General features: G+C 33.5%; 17 protein-coding genes. 3 read left to right on the top strand and 14 right to left on the bottom strand.

The window, feature by feature from the left end:
- Window positions 1-93 precede the first annotated feature (93 nt).
- The 11 genes from BM253_RS04600 to BM253_RS04550 all read right to left on the bottom strand — a co-directional run bounded on the left by BM253_RS04600 (window position 94) and on the right by BM253_RS04550 (window position 11,921).
- A complete protein-coding gene (locus BM253_RS04600; RefSeq protein ID WP_091519916.1) occupies window positions 94-1,365 on the bottom strand; it encodes an adenylosuccinate synthase in 1,272 nt (423 codons plus the stop codon).
- Window positions 1,366-1,386: 21 nt separating this feature from the next.
- Window positions 1,387-1,845 (bottom strand): Fur family transcriptional regulator, encoded by a 459-nt coding sequence (locus tag BM253_RS04595; RefSeq protein ID WP_091519915.1) that lies wholly within the window; start codon window positions 1,843-1,845, stop codon window positions 1,387-1,389.
- A gap of 63 nt (window positions 1,846-1,908) precedes the next feature.
- Entirely contained in the window at window positions 1,909-4,113 is a 2,205-nt protein-coding gene (locus BM253_RS04590; protein ID WP_091519912.1) for a RelA/SpoT family protein, read from the bottom strand.
- A gap of 112 nt (window positions 4,114-4,225) precedes the next feature.
- Window positions 4,226-4,858, bottom strand: coding sequence for an outer membrane beta-barrel protein (locus tag BM253_RS04585; RefSeq protein WP_091519908.1), 633 nt, complete (start codon window positions 4,856-4,858; stop codon window positions 4,226-4,228).
- A gap of 43 nt (window positions 4,859-4,901) precedes the next feature.
- Window positions 4,902-5,708 (bottom strand): TrmH family RNA methyltransferase, encoded by an 807-nt coding sequence (locus BM253_RS04580; protein ID WP_091519904.1) that lies wholly within the window; start codon window positions 5,706-5,708, stop codon window positions 4,902-4,904.
- The gene (locus tag BM253_RS04575; protein WP_091519901.1) at window positions 5,709-7,031 is read right to left on the bottom strand and encodes a DUF58 domain-containing protein; all 1,323 of its coding nucleotides are present in this window, start codon (window positions 7,029-7,031) and stop codon (window positions 5,709-5,711) included. It lies immediately after the preceding gene.
- 4 nt (window positions 7,032-7,035) lie between these two features.
- Window positions 7,036-8,028: an AAA family ATPase gene (locus BM253_RS04570; RefSeq protein WP_091519898.1), complete on the bottom strand. Its 993-nt coding sequence runs from the start codon at window positions 8,026-8,028 to the stop codon at window positions 7,036-7,038.
- Entirely contained in the window at window positions 8,009-9,205 is a 1,197-nt protein-coding gene (locus BM253_RS04565) for a DUF4350 domain-containing protein (RefSeq protein ID WP_091519895.1), read from the bottom strand. Before BM253_RS04565 ends, BM253_RS04570 begins: the two co-directional genes overlap by 20 nt.
- A complete protein-coding gene (locus BM253_RS04560) occupies window positions 9,202-9,999 on the bottom strand; it encodes a hypothetical protein (protein ID WP_091519891.1) in 798 nt (265 codons plus the stop codon). The genes BM253_RS04565 and BM253_RS04560 overlap by 4 nt, the downstream gene beginning before the upstream one ends.
- Window positions 9,992-10,951, bottom strand: coding sequence for a hypothetical protein (locus BM253_RS04555; RefSeq protein ID WP_091519888.1), 960 nt, complete (start codon window positions 10,949-10,951; stop codon window positions 9,992-9,994). Before BM253_RS04555 ends, BM253_RS04560 begins: the two co-directional genes overlap by 8 nt.
- A gap of 1 nt (window position 10,952) precedes the next feature.
- A complete protein-coding gene (locus BM253_RS04550; RefSeq protein WP_091519884.1) occupies window positions 10,953-11,921 on the bottom strand; it encodes a stage II sporulation protein M in 969 nt (322 codons plus the stop codon).
- Between the two features lie 19 nt (window positions 11,922-11,940).
- On the opposite strand from BM253_RS04550, the gene BM253_RS04545 reads away from it, so the two are divergent.
- Complete coding sequence (locus BM253_RS04545) at window positions 11,941-12,669, top strand: RDD family protein (protein WP_091519880.1); 729 nt, start codon at window positions 11,941-11,943, stop codon at window positions 12,667-12,669.
- Window positions 12,669-13,274, top strand: a complete 606-nt coding sequence (locus tag BM253_RS04540) for a trimeric intracellular cation channel family protein (protein ID WP_091519876.1) — start codon at window positions 12,669-12,671, stop codon at window positions 13,272-13,274. The genes BM253_RS04545 and BM253_RS04540 overlap by 1 nt, the downstream gene beginning before the upstream one ends.
- Window positions 13,275-13,493: 219 nt before the next feature.
- Here BM253_RS04540 and BM253_RS04535 read toward each other — a convergent pair whose 3' ends face one another.
- Complete coding sequence (locus tag BM253_RS04535) at window positions 13,494-15,152, bottom strand: S41 family peptidase (RefSeq protein WP_091519871.1); 1,659 nt, start codon at window positions 15,150-15,152, stop codon at window positions 13,494-13,496.
- A gap of 40 nt (window positions 15,153-15,192) precedes the next feature.
- On the bottom strand, window positions 15,193-16,401 hold the full coding sequence (locus BM253_RS04530) for a serine hydrolase domain-containing protein (protein ID WP_245758446.1): 1,209 nt from the start codon (window positions 16,399-16,401) through the stop codon (window positions 15,193-15,195).
- A 121-nt stretch (window positions 16,402-16,522) separates the two neighbouring features.
- Here BM253_RS04530 and BM253_RS04525 point away from each other — a divergent pair, with 121 nt between their 5' ends.
- Window positions 16,523-17,362, top strand: coding sequence for a 1,4-dihydroxy-2-naphthoyl-CoA synthase (locus BM253_RS04525; RefSeq protein WP_091519862.1), 840 nt, complete (start codon window positions 16,523-16,525; stop codon window positions 17,360-17,362).
- A gap of 63 nt (window positions 17,363-17,425) precedes the next feature.
- Here the strand turns inward: BM253_RS04525 and BM253_RS04520 are convergent, their stop codons facing one another.
- Complete coding sequence (locus BM253_RS04520; protein WP_091519860.1) at window positions 17,426-18,064, bottom strand: Type 1 glutamine amidotransferase-like domain-containing protein; 639 nt, start codon at window positions 18,062-18,064, stop codon at window positions 17,426-17,428.
- Window positions 18,065-18,075: the final 11 nt, after the last annotated feature.

Below are 18,075 nucleotides of genomic sequence, written 5' to 3'. Positions count from 1 at the left end.
TTTTTTCAAAATTACACATTTTTTAACGATGTAACCGTTGCGTTAAGAAGAATTTAAGCATTAAAAAAGCACCCTGTAGAGAGTGCTTTCATATTATTTCATTATTGTTTGTTTACGATCCGGACCAACCGATACTACTTTAATTGGTACGCCAACGTATTCTTCAATAAATTCTATGTATTCTTTTAATTCTTCAGGTAAATCGCCATAAGTTGTTAAACCTGTTAAATCTTGTTTCCAACCTTTTTTCTCTACATAAACCGGTTGTACATTTTCTTCTTCAATATTATAAGGTAAATGATCAATTTGCTCGCCTTTGTAAGTATAAGCCGTACAAACTTTCAATGTATCAAAGCCCGATAAAACATCGCCTTTCATCATGTATAAAGCGGTAACTCCGTTTACTTCAACTGCATATTTTAACGCAACCAAATCTAACCAGCCACAACGACGCGCACGACCTGTAACCGATCCAAATTCGTTACCAACTTTTGCCATTGTTTCACCAATAGTATCAAATAGTTCGGTAGGGAATGGGCCAGAACCAACGCGGGTTGTGTATGCTTTAAAAATACCAAAAACGTCTTTTACCTTGTTTGGCGCAATACCTAAACCAGTACAAGCACCTGCAGCAGTTGTGTTTGATGATGTTACGAATGGATACGTTCCAAAATCGATATCTAACAAGGATCCTTGTGCACCTTCTGCTAAAATCGTTTTTCCTTCTTTTAAGGCACTGTTTAAGTAGAATTCAGAATCAATAAAAGTTAATTTCTTTAATTCTTCAACAGCAGCAAAGAATTCATCTTCCATTTCAGCCAAATTGTACTGCAAATCAACATTGTAAAACTTAATCATGTCGATATGCTTTTCAGCCAACGCATTGTATCTTTCTTTAAAATCTGCCAATTCAATATCGCCTACACGTAAACCGTTTCTACCGGTTTTATCCATATAAGTTGGACCAATTCCTTTTAAAGTAGAACCAATTTTAGCTTTACCTTTTGATGCTTCCGAAGCTGCATCTAACAAACGGTGTGTAGGTAAAATTAAGTGTGCTTTTCTTGAGATTAAAAGTCTTGATTGAACATCGATATCAAACTTTTGTAAACCTTCGATTTCTTTTTGAAAAACCACCGGATCCATTACAACGCCGTTTCCGATGATATTTATTGAGTTTTTATGGAAAATTCCAGAAGGAATTGTTCTTAAAACGTGCTTAATTCCGTCAAATTCTAACGTATGTCCTGCATTTGGTCCGCCTTGGAAACGTGCGATGATATCGTATTTAGATGTAAGAACGTCTACAATTTTTCCTTTTCCTTCATCTCCCCATTGAAGACCAAGTAACAAATCTACTGTCATGTTTAGTATGTTAGTCTGTTTTTAATTATTAGTTGTATTGGTTTTATCCTCTTTAGTTCCGTAGAAATATAAAGAGTGATTATGAACTTTTATGTTAAAAATTTCTTCGATGGTTTGCTTAATGGTTTGAATTCGCGGATCACAAAATTCAATCACTTCGCCTGTATCTGTTAAAATTATATGATCATGTTGCTTATCGAAATACGATTTTTCGTAATGCGATTGGTTTTGTCCGAACTGATGACGGCGTACCAAACCACATTCCAATAACAATTCTATCGTATTATAAAGTGTTGCTCTACTTACACGATAGTTTTTGTTTTTCATTTTAATGTATAACGATTCAATATCGAAATGTTCCTCGTTTTCGTAAATTTCCTGAAGAATAGCGTAACGTTCCGGCGTTTTGCGGTGCCCTTTTTCTTCTAAATATTTAGTAAAAACGTTTTTTACAATTTCTTGATTTTTATTTTCTTCCATGATCCTTTTTAACAGCACAAATATAAAAGTTTATTACCGATACTAAAAATTAAATATTTAAAATTAAGCAGTTCCTAAAATACGTGTGATTTTTTCAACGCCGTCTATCCCTTGAATGTTTTCAATAAGTTTGTTTAACACCTGATTATTCGGAACAATTACGGTAATTTGACCGTTGAAAATTCCGGCGTTTGAACTTAACGAAATACTTTGAATATTCACATTCATTTGGTTAGATATTACTCTGGTAAGTTCATTTGTTAATCCTAAACCATCAATTCCTTTAATCATTAATGATGCATTGAATTCCTGAACAGATGAATCGATCCATTTTGCAGGAAGAATTCTGTACGCGTAATTTGATTGAAGACTGATCGCATTCGGACAGTCGATTTTATGAACTTTGATACCTTCGTTAATCGTTACAAAACCAAAAACCTGATCTCCCGGAATAGGGTTACAGCAATTTGCCAGTTTATAATCTAACTTTTCATCATTCTTACCAAAGACTAGTAAATCGTATTTTGTTTCAGCAATTTGCTCTTGCGTTTCTTTTTTAATTGATTTCTTAAAGAAATTCATAAAAGCATTGCTGTTCTTGTGCGAAGCAAATTCTTTTAACTGTTGATTTTCTATTTTGCCCGATCCTACACGATAAAACAAATCCTGACTTGTTTTTAGTTTAAAGAAATTAACCAAATCATTCACTACTTTTTCATCAAGCGTAATTTTTAAATGTTTTAGCTTTCGAGTTAAAATTTCTTTTCCATCTTCAGAAATCTGTTTAACGTCTTCGTTTAAGGCATTTTTAATCTTATTTTTTGCTCGGGCTGTTGTTACAAATTCCAGCCAATGTGGACTAGGTTTTTGATTTGCCGACGTGATAATTTCTACCTGATCGCCCGAATTTAGTTCGTAATTCAACGGAACTAATTTACCGTTAACCTTAGTTCCGCGTGTTTTTATACCAATATCGGTATGAATGCTAAAAGCAAAATCTAACGCGGTTGCACCTTTTGGCAACGATTTAATTTCGCCTTTTGGAGTAAAAATATAAATCTCTTTTGCGTAAAGGTTCAGCTTAAAATCTTCGACAAAATCCACAGCATTGGCTTCAGAATTTTCTAAAGCTTCTTTTAGCAAATTCAACCATTTATCCAAGCTGTTTTCTTCGGTAACGCCTTGTTTGTATTTGTAATGCGCTGCGTATCCTTTTTCGGCAATTTCATCCATACGTTCACTGCGAATCTGCACTTCAACCCAACGACCTTTTGGTCCCATAACGGTAATGTGCAACGCTTCATATCCGGTTGATTTTGGCGAAGAAATCCAATCACGCAAACGGCTTGGCGACGGACGGTAATGATCTGTTACAATGGAATAAATTTTCCACGCAATAAATTTTTCATCTGCAGGCGATGAATCATAAATAATACGGATCGCAAATTTATCGTACACCTGATCAAAAGTTACACCTTGAGCCTTCATTTTTCTACGGATAGAATAAATTGATTTAGGGCGACCTTTTATGGTAAACGATATATCTTCTTTTGCCAATGCTTCGTTCAAAACAGATGTAATACTTTCTATATACGCATTTTGTTCTTCTTTACTTTCTTTGGTTTTACTTAAAATATCGTTGTAAACATCGGGTTCTGTATATTCCAAACCTAAATCTTCCAATTTTGTTTTAATGTTGAACAAACCTAAACGATGCGCCAACGGAGCATAGATATAAAGCGTTTCCGATGCTATTTTCGCCTGTTTGTATGCCGCCATAGAATTCATGGTTTGCATATTGTGCAAACGGTCGGCAATCTTAATCAAGATCACTCGTACATCATCATTCAGCGTAAGTAACATTTTACGGTAATTTTCTGCCTGAAGCGAAATATCCGGATCGGGTTCCATACGCGAAATCTTGGTTAATCCTTCAACAATTTTAGCAATTTTAGGATTAAACATTCGTTCGATATCACCCACGGTAATATCGGTATCTTCAACAACATCGTGCATTAAAGCTGCTGCGATTGATGTAGGTCCCAAACCAATTTCTGACGCTACAATTTTAGCCACGGCAATAGGGTGGAAGATGTAAGCTTCGCCCGATTTTCTTCTTTGATCTTTATGTGCTTCTACGGCAACATCGAATGCTTTACGTATCAATTTCTTATCATCATCTGTAAGTGTTTGATAACTAATACTTAAAAGCTCTTTGTACTCGCGTGCGATTTCTTTATTTTCTTTTTCAATTTCTTCTTGTGTCATAAAATGCCCATTTACTTGCTTAAATATATGAAAAAAACTATTGGTTTGTCAATTTTAATCAATAAAAAAAGGAGCAGAAGCTCCTTTAATATATTTGTGACAAATGATTTTACTAAAAGATGTAAAAAACACCTGCAGAATATTGTGCGTGTGAACCAGGTCCTTCGGTAGAAATATTAGATCTTCCCATCGCTTCTACGTTTAAACCAATACGGCGGTACGCTCTGTCATGGTGATAACGCGAACTTTTTGTAGCAGGAATATCGGCAATCCAGAAGTTGATACCACCACCGGCACTTGCCATTGTTAAATCAACCTCGTTTAAGCGTAAGTGACCAATACCAGCTTTAATGTAAGGATCTGCAACAGGAATATTAAACAACCCGCCTAAACTGTACGCTAATGAACCATTAAAGTTTACTACACTGATTTTTTTGTCTGTTACAAGGTTACCGTTCATAGAATTACCAACTTCCATTTCGTTCATTGAGAAATCTGCTTCAACCGATAAGTTTGGAGCAAATTCGTATCCTATCATAACTTTTGCAGGAATTCCGCCAGAAATCATACTTGCACCTTCCGGAACCGGAGAATAGTTAAAGTTAAAATCCATCATATTGTAACTTGCACCAACTTTCCATTTGTATTCTTGAATGAATCGTTCGTACTTATGAATTACCTGTGCTTGCGCCGAAAAACCCATTAGGCTTAATCCGAAAATTGCTGTTAATATAGTTTTTTTCATAAACTTTTAAATTTTTTATAAATATAACGAAATTTTTAATTATTTATATTGTTTGACTATTTCTTTGTCTTTTTGCTTCGAAAATTAATACGGCAGCTGCAACAGATACATTCATAGAATCAATTTGACCTTGCATTGGAATGATGATATTTTCTGTTGAATTTTCACGCCAAATTTCGCTTAAACCGGTTGCTTCGGTCCCCATTACAATGGCTGATCCCTGTTTAAAATCGACAGAATAATACGAAACGGCTTCTTGTAAAATAGCGCTAAAAATAGCAATATTATTGTTTTTTAAGAAATTAATTATTTCTGCTGAACTTGCAGTTACAATTTTATTGGTAAAAAGAGCACCAACGCTTGATCGCACAATATTAGGATTGTACAAATCGGTTTTAGGATCGGCAATAAAAATGGCATCGATATTTGCAGCATCGGCAGTACGCAGAACGGCACCAATATTTCCTGGTTTTTCTAACGATTCCAAAACCACAATCAGCGGATTTTCAGGTAACTGAATGTTTTCTAATGAACGATCTTTAATTTTAGCAATTGCAATTACGCCTTCGGTACTTTCGCGATATGCTATTTTCTGATAAACTTCCTTAGAAATTTCAATTAGATCGGTTGTGTGGGAAAGTTTCCTTTTAAAATGATTCAGCTTATTGGCATCAAACAAATCAAAACAAACTAAAAGCTGGTTAATTTCAAAATCGTTTTTAATAGCAATTTCAATTTCGCGGATACCTTCAATCACAAAAAGTCCGGCTTTTTTTCGAGCCTTACTTTTTTCCTGTAACTGAAAAATATCTTTAATTAATTGATTTTGAATACTTGTTATCTGTTTCATTTAAATGATTTCTTGTCGCTTAATTTCTAAATATTTGTTTAAAAGATTTACCGAAAGATCTGCAGGTTTGGTGTAAACCGTTTTTATGCCGTGCATTTGCAGTTCTTGAATAATCAACTGTTTTTCGTGCACAAATTTAGATACTATTGTTTGAATATAAATATCTTTTGTTGAATTTATTTTGCGGTTATGAACGTCATTCAACAGCGTGTTTTCAAAAATAATGGTCAGCAAAACGTGTTTTTTTGCTAAGGCACGTAAATACGGTAATTGTCGTTTTAAAGCATCTAATGTTTCAAAATTGGTAAACAAAATTAGCAAACTGCGTTTCTGAATCTTTTTTAAACTGTCGGATAAAACATATTGGTAATTCGATTCTTTAAAATTGGTGTCAATATGATACAATGCATCGACAATTTTACGAATCTGCAACATTTTGTTATCTGCTTTTAAAAAAACATCGGTTTTCTTTTCGAATGTCCACAAACCGGCTTTGTCCTGACGTTTAATGGAAATATTTGCTAGCATTAATGCCGCATTTATAGAATAATCTAAGAGCGACATACCGTCAAAAGGCATTTTCATGGTTCTGCCTTTATCAATCAACAAATACACGTTTTGCGCTTTTTCTTCTTGATAATGATTAACCATTAAATGCTTTTTTTTGGCAGATGCTTTCCAGTTTACATGTCGTAAATCATCGCCGGTAACATAGTCTTTAATCTGTTCAAATTCCGATGACTGACCAACTTTTCGGGTACGTTTTATTCCGTTTGGAAGCAATGCCGTTTTAGATGCCAGCAATTCGTGTTTACGCAAATTTAAAAAACTTGGATAAACAGCAACCTCTTCATTTTTAGCAGATTTATATCGTTTGCTTATTAATTTAGTTAAAGAGGTTGCGTAAATATTTGTCGATCCAAATTGATACAATCCGCGTTCTTTTGGAACAATAGAATAGTTGATCTGCTTTTTAGAATCCTTCTCTATATTACTGCTTAAAAGGAAATTACGTTCTTGAAACTGAAAAGGTAATTCGTCTATAATTTCAATAGTAACCGCAAAAGGATAATTGTTTTTTATATTTAAGCTTATTTCGTTTTTATCTCCGTTCGATAATCGTTCAGGAACCATTCTTTCAACAGTAATTCCATCTTTTTTATGAAACAGCAGAAATAGTTCAACAGCAATTAATGCAACAAAAACTGCCAGAACAATTAATGCAACGTAGAAAAAAAACGGCATAAAAAAGCCGATTGCAAACAGAATGGTTACAATGAGCAATGCCAGATAAAAACGTGTATTTAAATATAAAAACTTCATTTAATTAGCGTGGAATTTCAACAGTATCAATAATCTGCTTTACAACATCTTTAATGGTAATGCCTTCCATTTCGCGTTCCGGAGCCAAAATTAAACGGTGATTTAGTACGTAATACGCCACATATTTAATATCATCCGGAGTTACAAAATCACGTCCGTTAATCAATGCAAACGATTTACTTGCATTTAAAATTGCAATAGAAGCACGCGGCGATGCACCTAAATACAAGAAACTATGGTTGCGCGTATTATTTACAATTTGAGCAATAAACTGAATTAAATGCGGTTCGATCATTACTTTTTGAGCCAGTTGTTGAAATTCAATCAATTGTTGTGCGTTAATTGCAGGTTTCATCAAACTTGTTTTATCAAAATGTTCGTTGCTTTGCTCTAAATGCAATAATTGAATTTCTTGTTCTAACGTAGGATAATCAATGGTTATCTTCATTAAAAAACGATCTAACTGTGCTTCGGGCAACGCATACGTTCCTTCTTGTTCAATAGGATTTTGAGTAGCCAAAACCAAAAACGGCTGTTCCATTTCGTAGGTTTTTCCGTCGATCGTAATCTGGCGTTCTTCCATTACTTCAAACAAAGCTGCCTGTGTTTTTGCAGGTGCACGGTTAATTTCATCAATCAGAACAAAATTTGAAAAGACTGGTCCTGATTTAAACTCGAAATTATTGGTTTGATTGTTAAAAATCGAAGTTCCTAAAATATCCGAAGGCATTAAATCGGGCGTGAACTGTATGCGCGAAAAATCTGTTTGAACCGTTTTTGCTAGCAATTTAGCCGTTAACGTTTTTGCCAATCCGGGAACACCTTCGATTAAAACGTGTCCGTTTGAAATTAACGATACCAACAGTAAATCGATTAATTCTTCCTGACCCACAATTACTTTGTGCATTTCGGTTTTTATGGCTACAATTTGTTCTTTTAACTCGGTTAAAGGAATGCGGCTGTTGAATGATATTTCGTTATTTTCTTGATTTTCCATAGTTTATATGTAGTTTTTCTAACAATTGGTTAAACTGAATTAAATCGGCTTGCGAATATTTTGTATCGATATTAAAATTGGTTATGAAATTAATAAACTGATCGATATCTGCCGTATTCGCCAATGATTTTTGCTGTAATTTAGTTTTAAAATCTTGATTAAGATCCTGCGTAATAATTTTCCATTCGGTTCTAATAAAATACAGTGCAAACTTAATTTGCTTGTTTAAAAGTTGTGTATGGTTGTTCTCTTGATAATACAAATTCCCCACAGTTTCAATGTATTCCACCGTTGTATTTTTAACCGGATCTATCACAGGAACAATTCGTTGTTTACGTTTTCCGTAGAAAATTACGTAAAGCAGCAAACCAATGATTAACGTGTACCAAGCAAAACGCAGACTTTTATGTTTGAATATTACGTTTAAAATTGAATTATTGCTTTCGCGCTCGCCAATATTGTAGTTTTCATCGAACCAAACAACGTTTTCCTTTTTAATGAACGATACAAATTCTTCTGTAAAAATGCTCGATTTTGCTTCGTTATTTAAAATGTAAAAATTGGTCAGTAAAATAGGCGAGGAGCTTATGTAAACCGTTCCCTTACCAAATTTTGTGCTTATAAACGAAATGTTGTTGTTAAGCTTTGCAATTGCTGTATAATGCTCCGGATCTTTTACCGTAAAAATATTGTTGTATTCGTCTTTAATTTTCAGTGTGTCTGTTGAACTGCCTTTATTTACAAAATGTAAATTGTTGGTTTTAATATTGTGTAGATGAATCTTTAAAGTGTCTAAAATATAGCTGTTTCCATAGTAAAAATTTTCCGAAGCAATAACCAAATCGGCTCCGTTGCTTACTTTTTTTAATAGTTCTTGAACAGAAACATCGTCTAAACCAGATTTATTTTCAACAAACAGATAGGTTGTTTTGCTTTGTGGTGCTTGTTCGTTGTCTAAAAAATATTCGTACGGAGTGAATGATGTTTTTACTAATTTTTGATCTTTCAACAAATGCGGAAGTTCCTGATTAAAAACATACAAACCATACGGATCTTTACTTTGCGTATTAAAATTTCGATTCCAGTTTATTGGGTTTGGAAAGTACAATTGAATGAACATTACAACAAATGCAGCCAATAAAAAGTACACGAAATATTTTATGTATTCGGTTTTCATGATTCTTTATTAATTAATTGGATGAATTGTTGTTCGATTTTTTCAAAATCTTCAACTGAAATTTCGTGTAAACCGTACCAAACATTATCGTAAATGTAAGATATGTAGCTAAATGCCGTTTTATTTGCCGTATCGCTTATTTCTGCTACGTATTGTTTGGTTGTTTTGTTTGGTTCATACTCGATAAAATTATTTTGTGACCAGCTTTTTAATGTCCATAAATAATAATAACGAACCGCTTTACGCAAGTTATTTTCTTGTTTTGCCTGTTGCGTTAATAGCTTAAAATCGATAATATCAATGTTTTCTTCAATGAATTTTTCGTTGATAACCGTTTGTTCCTTTTTAGAAAATAGTTTGATAAATCCTTTTTTGTTCAGGTAATAAATCAAAAATCCGAAAGCTATTATCGCCAAGAAAACAAGAACAATGTTGATGATTTCATCTAAAATATACGAAGATTCGTTAGTATCTGTCTTAAACCAATCTAAAAAATTACGCCACCATTCACGTAGCCGAGCTAAAAAGCCGCTTTCTTTTTTTACGTTGTATTCAAATTCTGATGACGAATAGTTTTCTTTAAAATCGGCACGAAACTTTCGGTGTTTTAAATCCTCGTTATTCAACGGAACCAAAGCACTTGTTAGCGTATCGGTTGCAAGATTGGTTTCGGTAAATTCAACAACTTCAGCTGCCATTTGCTGTGGTTTTGATATAGTATCAAGCGGTTGACCAACTTGTGAAAAAGCCGATAAACTTAAAAATAAGGCAGCAAAAGCAAGAGTTTTATTCATGTTTTCCTATTTCATCAATAGATTGGCGCATTGAATTGTATTCTAATTTTTCGCGTTCAGAATAATAAACCAAACCGTTTTGTATCAACAACAAATGATTTAAAATCGTAGAAACCAAAATCGAAAAACAATAAATTATAACAATTATTACCATCATTATTGAAATGTTTGAAGAGAGATTGGCTGAATCTACATTTTGCGAGCTTTGCATTCCGAACACAAATCCAAAAATAGTTATCATGTAAGGAATCATGGTAACAATGGTACTTAATACCTGTACAATAATCAACATGCACAAACTTGCGCCTACAATATTCCAAAAGTTGTTGGTAATGGTGTAAAATGCATGTTTAAACGCAGCAAAAAAGTCTTGTTTTTTATCGATATAAAAATAAAGTGTAAGCGAATACCAGGTTATAAAAAACGGAACCAACAATATAATTATAAAAATTCCTATAATTACAAAACTTAATACAACAGCTATTGAAAAGGCTATAATTCCTACAATTATAAACGTAAGAAAGCTTAACAAACCAAAAAGTAGCAATCTGCCAAAATCGTTTTTAAAGAGTTCACGAATTGATTTTAACGATGGTTTTTCATTACCGTTTTTTCCTACCAAATGCATGTAATATACAGGGTACGAATAATTTAACATACCAAGATAAAGCGAAATAATAAAAAGGGCTAGAAAACCTATTCCTAACATTAAACCGTTTTCGCTTACAAAAGCATTATCAAAGGTATCGCCACCCATTGTTGTTCCTAAAGTTGTTGTTAAAACTCGGTAATAAAACGTACCGATCATAGACATAGAAACCATTAAAAGCAACAAGGCAATAAAAGCAAACTTTAGGTAATTTTTAAAATAGTTTTTTCCCTGAAATTTTATGAAAGTAAACGTGTCTGAAATATATTCGGCGAACCCGCGCAGTTTAAAAAGTTGAAACATATTATGAATTTTTAAGTGTTTTTTTGTGTACTAAATAAGGATAAATAAAATAGTAAAAAGTTATTAATCCCAACGTACTAATTATAATTAAATAGTTTAAAATATTAGGCATTTCTTTTGCGTAACGCGTAATGTATCCTTCGATCAATCCTGCAAAAATAGTAAAAGGCATGGTACTTATAAACAATTTAAAACTGTTTTTAAAACCAATTTTTAACGATTGCATGCGTGTGTACGTTCCGGGAAACAATATGCTTGCACCCAGAATGAAACCGGCACAAACTTCAATAACAATTGCCATTATTTCCATTGAACCATGTAACCAAATTCCACGGATACTTTCATTAAAAACGCCTTTCTCGTAAAAAAAGTATTGAAAGCTGCCCAACATAATGGCATTCTGAAACATGATATATAAAGTTCCCAACCCAAGAAAAACGCCATAAATGTAACATCGCATACCAACATACAAATTGTTAAGCGTTATTCCAAAGGCGCTTCCCCAGTTCGATCCGCCTTTATAAACCGCCATGGCATCGCCATTTGCAATATTGTCTAATGTTTTGTTTACATAGGCATCGCCTAATATCAAACGGACAAAACGTTCGTCGTAAGCAGCAGAAACTGCACCAATTGCTACAAAAACTATAAATAAAATAAGAGAGAAATATAAAACCTTTCGGTATTTGTAAGCGATCAACGGAACATCGTAAAAAAAGAAAGTACTCAACACATTTTTTTCGTACTTGTAATTGGTGTAAACCTTTTGGTGTACGGTACTTGCAAGGTTGTTAAGGTAAACGGTTAAATCGCTTTTTGGGAAATACGTTTGAGAAAAAGACAGATCGTTTGTAAGCTGAACATACATTTGAGACCAGTCATCGGCAGAAATTTTATTTTTTACGGTTAATTGTTGCTCAATATTTAACCATTTTTCTTTATTTTGTTTTATAAAAGCAATTTCCCTCATAACTGCTAAAATATAAATAATGACCGAAATAACGATAAACACAGCACAAAATGTTGCAATAAATTTTAAGGCAGCGTCTTTAGGCGAACGTATTTTAGCATTTGCTATTGATGAAGCCATAAAAATTGCCTACGCCATTGCCATTTTTTACCTGATGTTCGATTTTTTTAAAATTAAAATGAACGATAGGTGGGAAGAAGGCGTTTTGTCATTTGTAATCATGATTCCGTACATATTTTACACACTTTTTTTTGAAAGTTGGACCAACGGACAAACACCCGGTAAAATGGTATTTAAAATTCGGGTGGTAAAGATTGAAGGTTATCAGGCACGTTTTTCTGATTATTTCAGCAGATGGATTTGCCGTTTGGTTGATATTTTTATTATGTTAGGATTGCCCGCTATTTTAGGAATCATTTTTAGTAAGAAAAGTCAGCGATTGGGCGATATGGTGACCGATACAACCGTTATCAGTTTAAAATCGAACGTACGATTAAACCACCGTTTTTTAGATGATTTATCAAACGAATATGTGGTGAGTTTTCCAACCGTATTGCGATTATCTGACCACGATATGAACATCATTAAAAAAGCCTACAACACCGCAATTTTACAAAACGATACATTAATGATCGATAAACTTATTTCTAAAATTGAAGAAGTTACCACCATAAAAAATCAACACTTAAACCAGCATCAGTTTATACAAACCGTAATTAACGACTTTAATCATTTAACAAGCAAATAATGATTTTCTCTATTTTAGATATTTTAGGACTTATTGCGTTTGCAATTTCGGGTGCATTGGCAGGAATCGAAAAAAAACTGGACTTTTTTGGTGTATTTGTTATTGCCATGGTAACATCAATTGGTGGCGGTACATTGCGCGATCTGCTTATAGGCAACACACCGGTTTTTTGGCTGCTTAACCTGCAAACTTTTTATATTGTAACAGCAGCAACAATTCTCTCTATAATATTCAGGCAATATTTAAGTTTTTTAAGAACATCACTTTTTTTGTTTGATACCATTGGTATCGGTATTTTTACGATTATTGGTATCGAAAAAGGATTGTCGATTAATTTTAGTCCTATCGTTTGTATTCTTTTAGGAACCGTAACGGCGTGTTTTGGTGGAGTTGCGCGCGATATTCTTTGTAACGAAATTCCGGTAATTTTTAGAAAGGAAATTTATGCTACCGCTTGTTTAATGGGCGGATTTATGTTTTTTGGTTTGAAGTTACTACATGTAAACGACGATGTAATTTATGTTGGAACCGCCGGAACCATTATTTTAATTCGAATTTTAGCGGTTCGTTATAATTGGTCGTTCCCAAAAATTGAGATTAAATAAATTCATAATGAACAAACGCTGTATTGAATATATTAACAGATCGTCACTTCGAGTAAAATTTCTGTAACGAAGTGGAAGGAATTTTGTATCGAGAAGTCTTTTTATGTAGTTCTCGATACAATTTTTCTCCGTTTCACTACGAAAAACCACTCGAACTGACGTGAAAATTTAATATGTTTTAATTACACACAACGGGTAATATTTAAATAAAAAACGCTCTTAATTAAGAGCGTTTCTGTTTGGGTTTATCTGGTTTAAAATCCAGTCTAATTCTGGGTCTTTATCGTTTAAAAAATCATCGATTGTTGGTTTTATGTACGTATCGGGCATTACACCGTAACCTTCTTTTTCGGTTTGTTCATGTGGTTTTATGGTCATTAAACCAACGCGCACAACTAATTTACTGTTTGGTAATTTCACATTAGGCATAATTCCGGCAACAGTTCCGTTGAACGTTCCACCGGTTTCATCGCCTACAAAAATGGCACGGTTTCTACCTTTTAAGTGCGATGAAATAATGGCTGCCGCAGAAAACGTCATTCCATCGGTAATTACATAGATATTGTTTTTGTAGTTCAAAGGTTTTGGTTCTGCTATTTTAGACGATTTAATTGGAACCTGTAACTCACCTGCTTCATTTCTACTAGCTCTTAATCCCCGGATTGTTGAAAAAATAGAAATAAAAGGTGTACCTAAAATTTTACTTGCAACGCTTTTACCTCTGTATAAATTTAGAAATGTAGCACGATTTGTAATAGTTGCAGGCTTTATAAATACAAAAGTGGTATCGTTTAAATATTGCGCCAGCTTGTGAATTTCGTTCAATCGTCCACCCGGATTTCCACGTAAATCTATGATTAAATTCTGTACATTGTGTTTGTTTAATTCGGCAAAAATGGTATCATATACTTTTATTCGTCCTTTACTAAAATCTCTGATTTTTAATACCGCAACCGTACTATCTTGCGCAACAGGATACGTTATTTGTTTAGAAAACGTTTTGGTTTTACTATCGTAACCAAACCATTCGTTTTTATAATATTTTTGACCAGCTAATTTTTTTAAAGCCTTCTTTTTAATTTTTTGTTCTTCTTTTGATAGTTTTGGTAACGTATCTGTCTGAACAATTTTAGTATCTTTTAACGTATCATTTTTCTTGTCAGCAAGTGCTTTTTTTGCAAGCGCTTTTCTTTCTTTTTTCGATTTTTCAAATGTTCTCTTTGCAGTGTAATAGAAAGCAGTATCGGCACAAACCACATTCATTTTAATACTGTCAACAAAACCTAATTCGTTAATGTAAAACGAATTTACTCTACGTGCAAAAAATTTAGGAATTGCCGTTTGGTTGTATCCGTCTGATGTAAATGTTTTTCGGTATTTCGTAAAAAGATCTGCAGGTTTTACTCCGTTAATATCAATAATTTCTGTACCTGTTTGCAGAATGGTATCTGTTTTAGAATTATTTCTTTTAATAAAAAGTCTGTCGTTCAAATACTCATATTCAAAATTCGATAATGGATCAACTGAACCTTTGTATTTCTTTTTTAATGAATCTGCCGATGTTAGTCTAAGCATCCCCATACTCATGTGTCCCTGATGAACCGATGCAACAACTGGACTAATTTTCATGAAGAATTCATTCGGCGTTAAAGGTTCGTTCAAAGTATTCGATAAACTGTCGAATTTTTTATTCAGATCTTCTTTTGAAATGTACCAGTACAAATCGGGATGCATGTTCGTGATTCTCTTTTGAACGTACGAAACATCTTTCTTTAATTTTTTCGCATCAATTTTTGTATGATAGCGTTTGTTGTGTTTATCGTGACTTGCACATGAAAGTACAAACAACGAAAGTAGTGCTAAAATTGATTTTTTCATGTTTTATTATGTCTAAAAAAAAGCGACTTTCGTCGCCTGATTAATCGTTAATCTGTATAAAAGGATAGTTTCCTAATCGTGGAGCCAATTCTTTAGTTTTATAAGCCATTTGCGAATTATGGTTGTTGAAGCAGACGATGGTTATAGTGTCTTGGCGCAACGTTACATACGATGTTCTGTTGCCACGCCACCAACCGTTATGAAAGGTATACAAATTGCCGCCATCTTCTTTAGGTTCAACCATACGTATCGCCAAACCGTAATTATTTGCACCCGATTTTTCATACGAATAACCTTTGTACATTTCGGCTTTTAACTTTTTACTTATAAAATTATCAGAATACAACGCCTTGTCTAACTTAAGCATATCGCGCGCCGTTGTATAGATATTTTTATCGCCGTACGTTCCATCCAAATAATCCCAATGCATTTTTTGATTGTTTGCGTGGTACGATTGCGTTAGTTTGTCTTTATTTTCTAAGTTATCTAAAACAAAAGTGTTGTGCATTTTTAAAGGCTCTAACATTAACTCTTTCATAGCATTTTGAAACGATTTTTGTGTAACTTGTTCCACAATCAACGCCAAAATAACATAATTGGTGTTAGAGTAGGTAAAGCGAGTATTCGGTTTAAAATCTAACTTAATGCCTTTGGTTTCTAACAAATTCAACACATCTTTATTGGTCAGTGTTTTCTTGGTATCCCAAACTCCGGGTTTGGCTGTAAAATTTCCATAATAAGGCAATCCAGATCTGTGATTTAAAAGTAATCGTACCGTAATATCATCAAAAGGAAATCCGGTTAAAATGGTATTTACTTTTTGATCTAAAGATATTTTTCCTTGATTAACCAAACGCAGAATAGTTACACCTGTAAAAACTTTCCCGACAGATGCAACGTGCATTGGGGTAGAATCGTTAATTTTTTCTTTGTTTTGATAATTGGCATAGCCCTGATAATCTTCAAAGATTATTTCACCGTTTTTCGCTACTAAAAATTGTCCCCAAAAACCTCCTCTGTTAATTCTATTATGATAAAAGGTTTCAACAATCTCTCGGGTTTCTAATTTATATTTTGGAGTTACTGGGTTAAATTTTACATCAAAAGTATCGTCGTTATTTTTAATTAATTGATCTTGTTTTTTATAAAGTTCACTTCTCTTTTTTATGACTTGAGCAATATCGAAATTTTTATCGCAAGAAGTACTTAAGCCACCAATAAGAAGTAGGGGAAATATTATTTTTTTCATTATTTAGAATTCGGTATAAGTAGCAAATATAAACGATTTGCTTATTTTTAAAAACACCTTGTTGCGTTAAAATTATAAAAAGTAAAATGTATCTTTGGTGTAGGTTATAAAATTTTAAAGAATGAACGAAATTAATTGGCAAACAGCCATAGAGTTTGAAGATATAACGTATAAAAAGTGTAATGGCGTTGCCCGTATTGCATTTAATAGACCAGAGGTTAGAAATGCTTTCCGCCCTAAAACTACTTCTGAATTATTGCGTGCATTTAGCGATGCTCATGAAGATACATCTATCGGAGTAATTCTTTTATCGTCTGAAGGGCCTTCGCCAAAAGACGGAGTGTATTCTTTTTGCAGTGGAGGCGATCAAAAAGCACGTGGTTATCAAGGTTACGTGGGCGAAGATGGGTATCATCGCTTAAATATTTTAGAAGTTCAACGATTAATTCGCTTTACGCCTAAAGCAGTTATCGCGGTTGTAAATGGTTGGGCTGTTGGTGGCGGACATTCGTTACACGTTGTTTGCGATTTAACGTTAGCAAGTAAAGAACACGCTATTTTTAAACAGACCGATGCCGATGTTACAAGTTTCGACGGTGGTTACGGATCGGCTTATTTGGCGAAAATGGTAGGGCAGAAAAAGGCACGAGAAATTTTCTTTTTAGGTAGAAATTACTCAGCTCAAGACGCTTATGATATGGGAATGGTTAATGCTGTGATTCCGCATGACGAATTGGAGCAAACAGCTTACGATTGGGCTCAGGAGATTTTAGAAAAATCACCTATATCGATAAAAATGTTGAAATTCGCTATGAATTTAACCGACGATGGTATGGTTGGTCAGCAGGTTTTTGCCGGTGAAGCTACTCGTTTGGCTTATATGAGTGATGAAGCGATTGAAGGTAGAAATGCCTTTTTAGAAAAACGCAAACCTAATTTCGAAAAGAAATATATTCCTTAATAAATTTCTTGGAGTATTAAAATTTTAAGAAGTAATGGAAACAAAACTCTGTTACTTCTTTTTTCATTCTGCAAAATCATTGTCAAAAATAAAGACTTCACCGTCTTTCAAAACTTTAAAAAGCCATTTGTTTTTAATACAATGTTCTACTTCTTTTTCAATTAGTTCAGATTTTTCATGATTTGATCTGTAATGAGGTAGCAAAGCATAATTAAAAACTCCTAAACCTTCATAAATAGCAGTGTTAATTTCTTTATAAGGAAAGTTTTTAGAATCATCAACTTGATCAATATATTTAAGTGAATCGCACAAAATACAAATTCCGGCACTGTAGCCGCCCCAAAAGAAATCTTTTCGCCTTAATAAATCTTTAAAAAGAATATCAAAACCGCTCAACTTCATTGCTTGCCGAAGCACAAAAGTATTTCCGCCACAAACCCAAATGCCATCTAATTCGTCTAATTTTTTCTTTAATAATTCTTCTTTTCCAAAATAATCCTTCAAATCTAAATGTTCACATTTAAAACCTAAATTTTCAAGAAAAAGCATCTCTTCATTCAATGATTTTTGTCTATTATATTCGTTGACACCCAACCAATCGCGTGAATTATTTATATGACCAATTTTTGCTCTTTGTGGAAGCATTTTTGAGAGTTCATTACAATGATTTCCGAATTTGTAAGAAGAAAGGTAGAATTTCATTAAACTTAAGT

It is taken from the genome of Paenimyroides ummariense, assembly GCF_900115115.1.
GTDB lineage: Bacteria > Bacteroidota > Bacteroidia > Flavobacteriales > Flavobacteriaceae > Flavobacterium > Flavobacterium ummariense.
Note: the sequence above shows the minus strand (reverse complement) of the source record. Positions and strands in the feature narration are given on the sequence as shown.

Bases quoted from the DNA above. Each gene is read 5' to 3' on its own strand.
- BM253_RS04535 (WP_091519871.1), bottom strand. From the start codon at position 15,152: ATGAAAAAATCAATTTTAGCACTACTTTCGTTGTTTGTACTTTCATGT.
- BM253_RS04585 (WP_091519908.1), bottom strand. From the start codon at position 4,858: ATGAAAAAAACTATATTAACAGCAATTTTCGGATTAAGCCTAATGGGT.
- BM253_RS04555 (WP_091519888.1), bottom strand. From the start codon at position 10,951: ATGTTTCAACTTTTTAAACTGCGCGGGTTCGCCGAATATATTTCAGAC.
- BM253_RS04565 (WP_091519895.1), bottom strand. From the start codon at position 9,205: ATGAAAACCGAATACATAAAATATTTCGTGTACTTTTTATTGGCTGCA.
- BM253_RS04595 (WP_091519915.1), bottom strand. From the start codon at position 1,845: ATGGAAGAAAATAAAAATCAAGAAATTGTAAAAAACGTTTTTACTAAA.
- BM253_RS04600 (WP_091519916.1), bottom strand. From the start codon at position 1,365: ATGACAGTAGATTTGTTACTTGGTCTTCAATGGGGAGATGAAGGAAAA.
- BM253_RS04570 (WP_091519898.1), bottom strand. From the start codon at position 8,028: ATGGAAAATCAAGAAAATAACGAAATATCATTCAACAGCCGCATTCCT.
- BM253_RS04575 (WP_091519901.1), bottom strand. From the start codon at position 7,031: ATGAAGTTTTTATATTTAAATACACGTTTTTATCTGGCATTGCTCATT.
- BM253_RS04580 (WP_091519904.1), bottom strand. From the start codon at position 5,708: ATGAAACAGATAACAAGTATTCAAAATCAATTAATTAAAGATATTTTT.
- BM253_RS04540 (WP_091519876.1), top strand. From the start codon at position 12,669: ATGATTTTCTCTATTTTAGATATTTTAGGACTTATTGCGTTTGCAATT.
- BM253_RS04590 (WP_091519912.1), bottom strand. From the start codon at position 4,113: ATGACACAAGAAGAAATTGAAAAAGAAAATAAAGAAATCGCACGCGAG.
- BM253_RS04520 (WP_091519860.1), bottom strand. From the start codon at position 18,064: ATGAAATTCTACCTTTCTTCTTACAAATTCGGAAATCATTGTAATGAA.
- BM253_RS04530 (WP_245758446.1), bottom strand. From the start codon at position 16,401: ATGAAAAAAATAATATTTCCCCTACTTCTTATTGGTGGCTTAAGTACT.
- BM253_RS04545 (WP_091519880.1), top strand. From the start codon at position 11,941: ATGACCGAAATAACGATAAACACAGCACAAAATGTTGCAATAAATTTT.
- BM253_RS04525 (WP_091519862.1), top strand. From the start codon at position 16,523: ATGAACGAAATTAATTGGCAAACAGCCATAGAGTTTGAAGATATAACG.
- BM253_RS04560 (WP_091519891.1), bottom strand. From the start codon at position 9,999: ATGAATAAAACTCTTGCTTTTGCTGCCTTATTTTTAAGTTTATCGGCT.
- BM253_RS04550 (WP_091519884.1), bottom strand. From the start codon at position 11,921: ATGAGGGAAATTGCTTTTATAAAACAAAATAAAGAAAAATGGTTAAAT.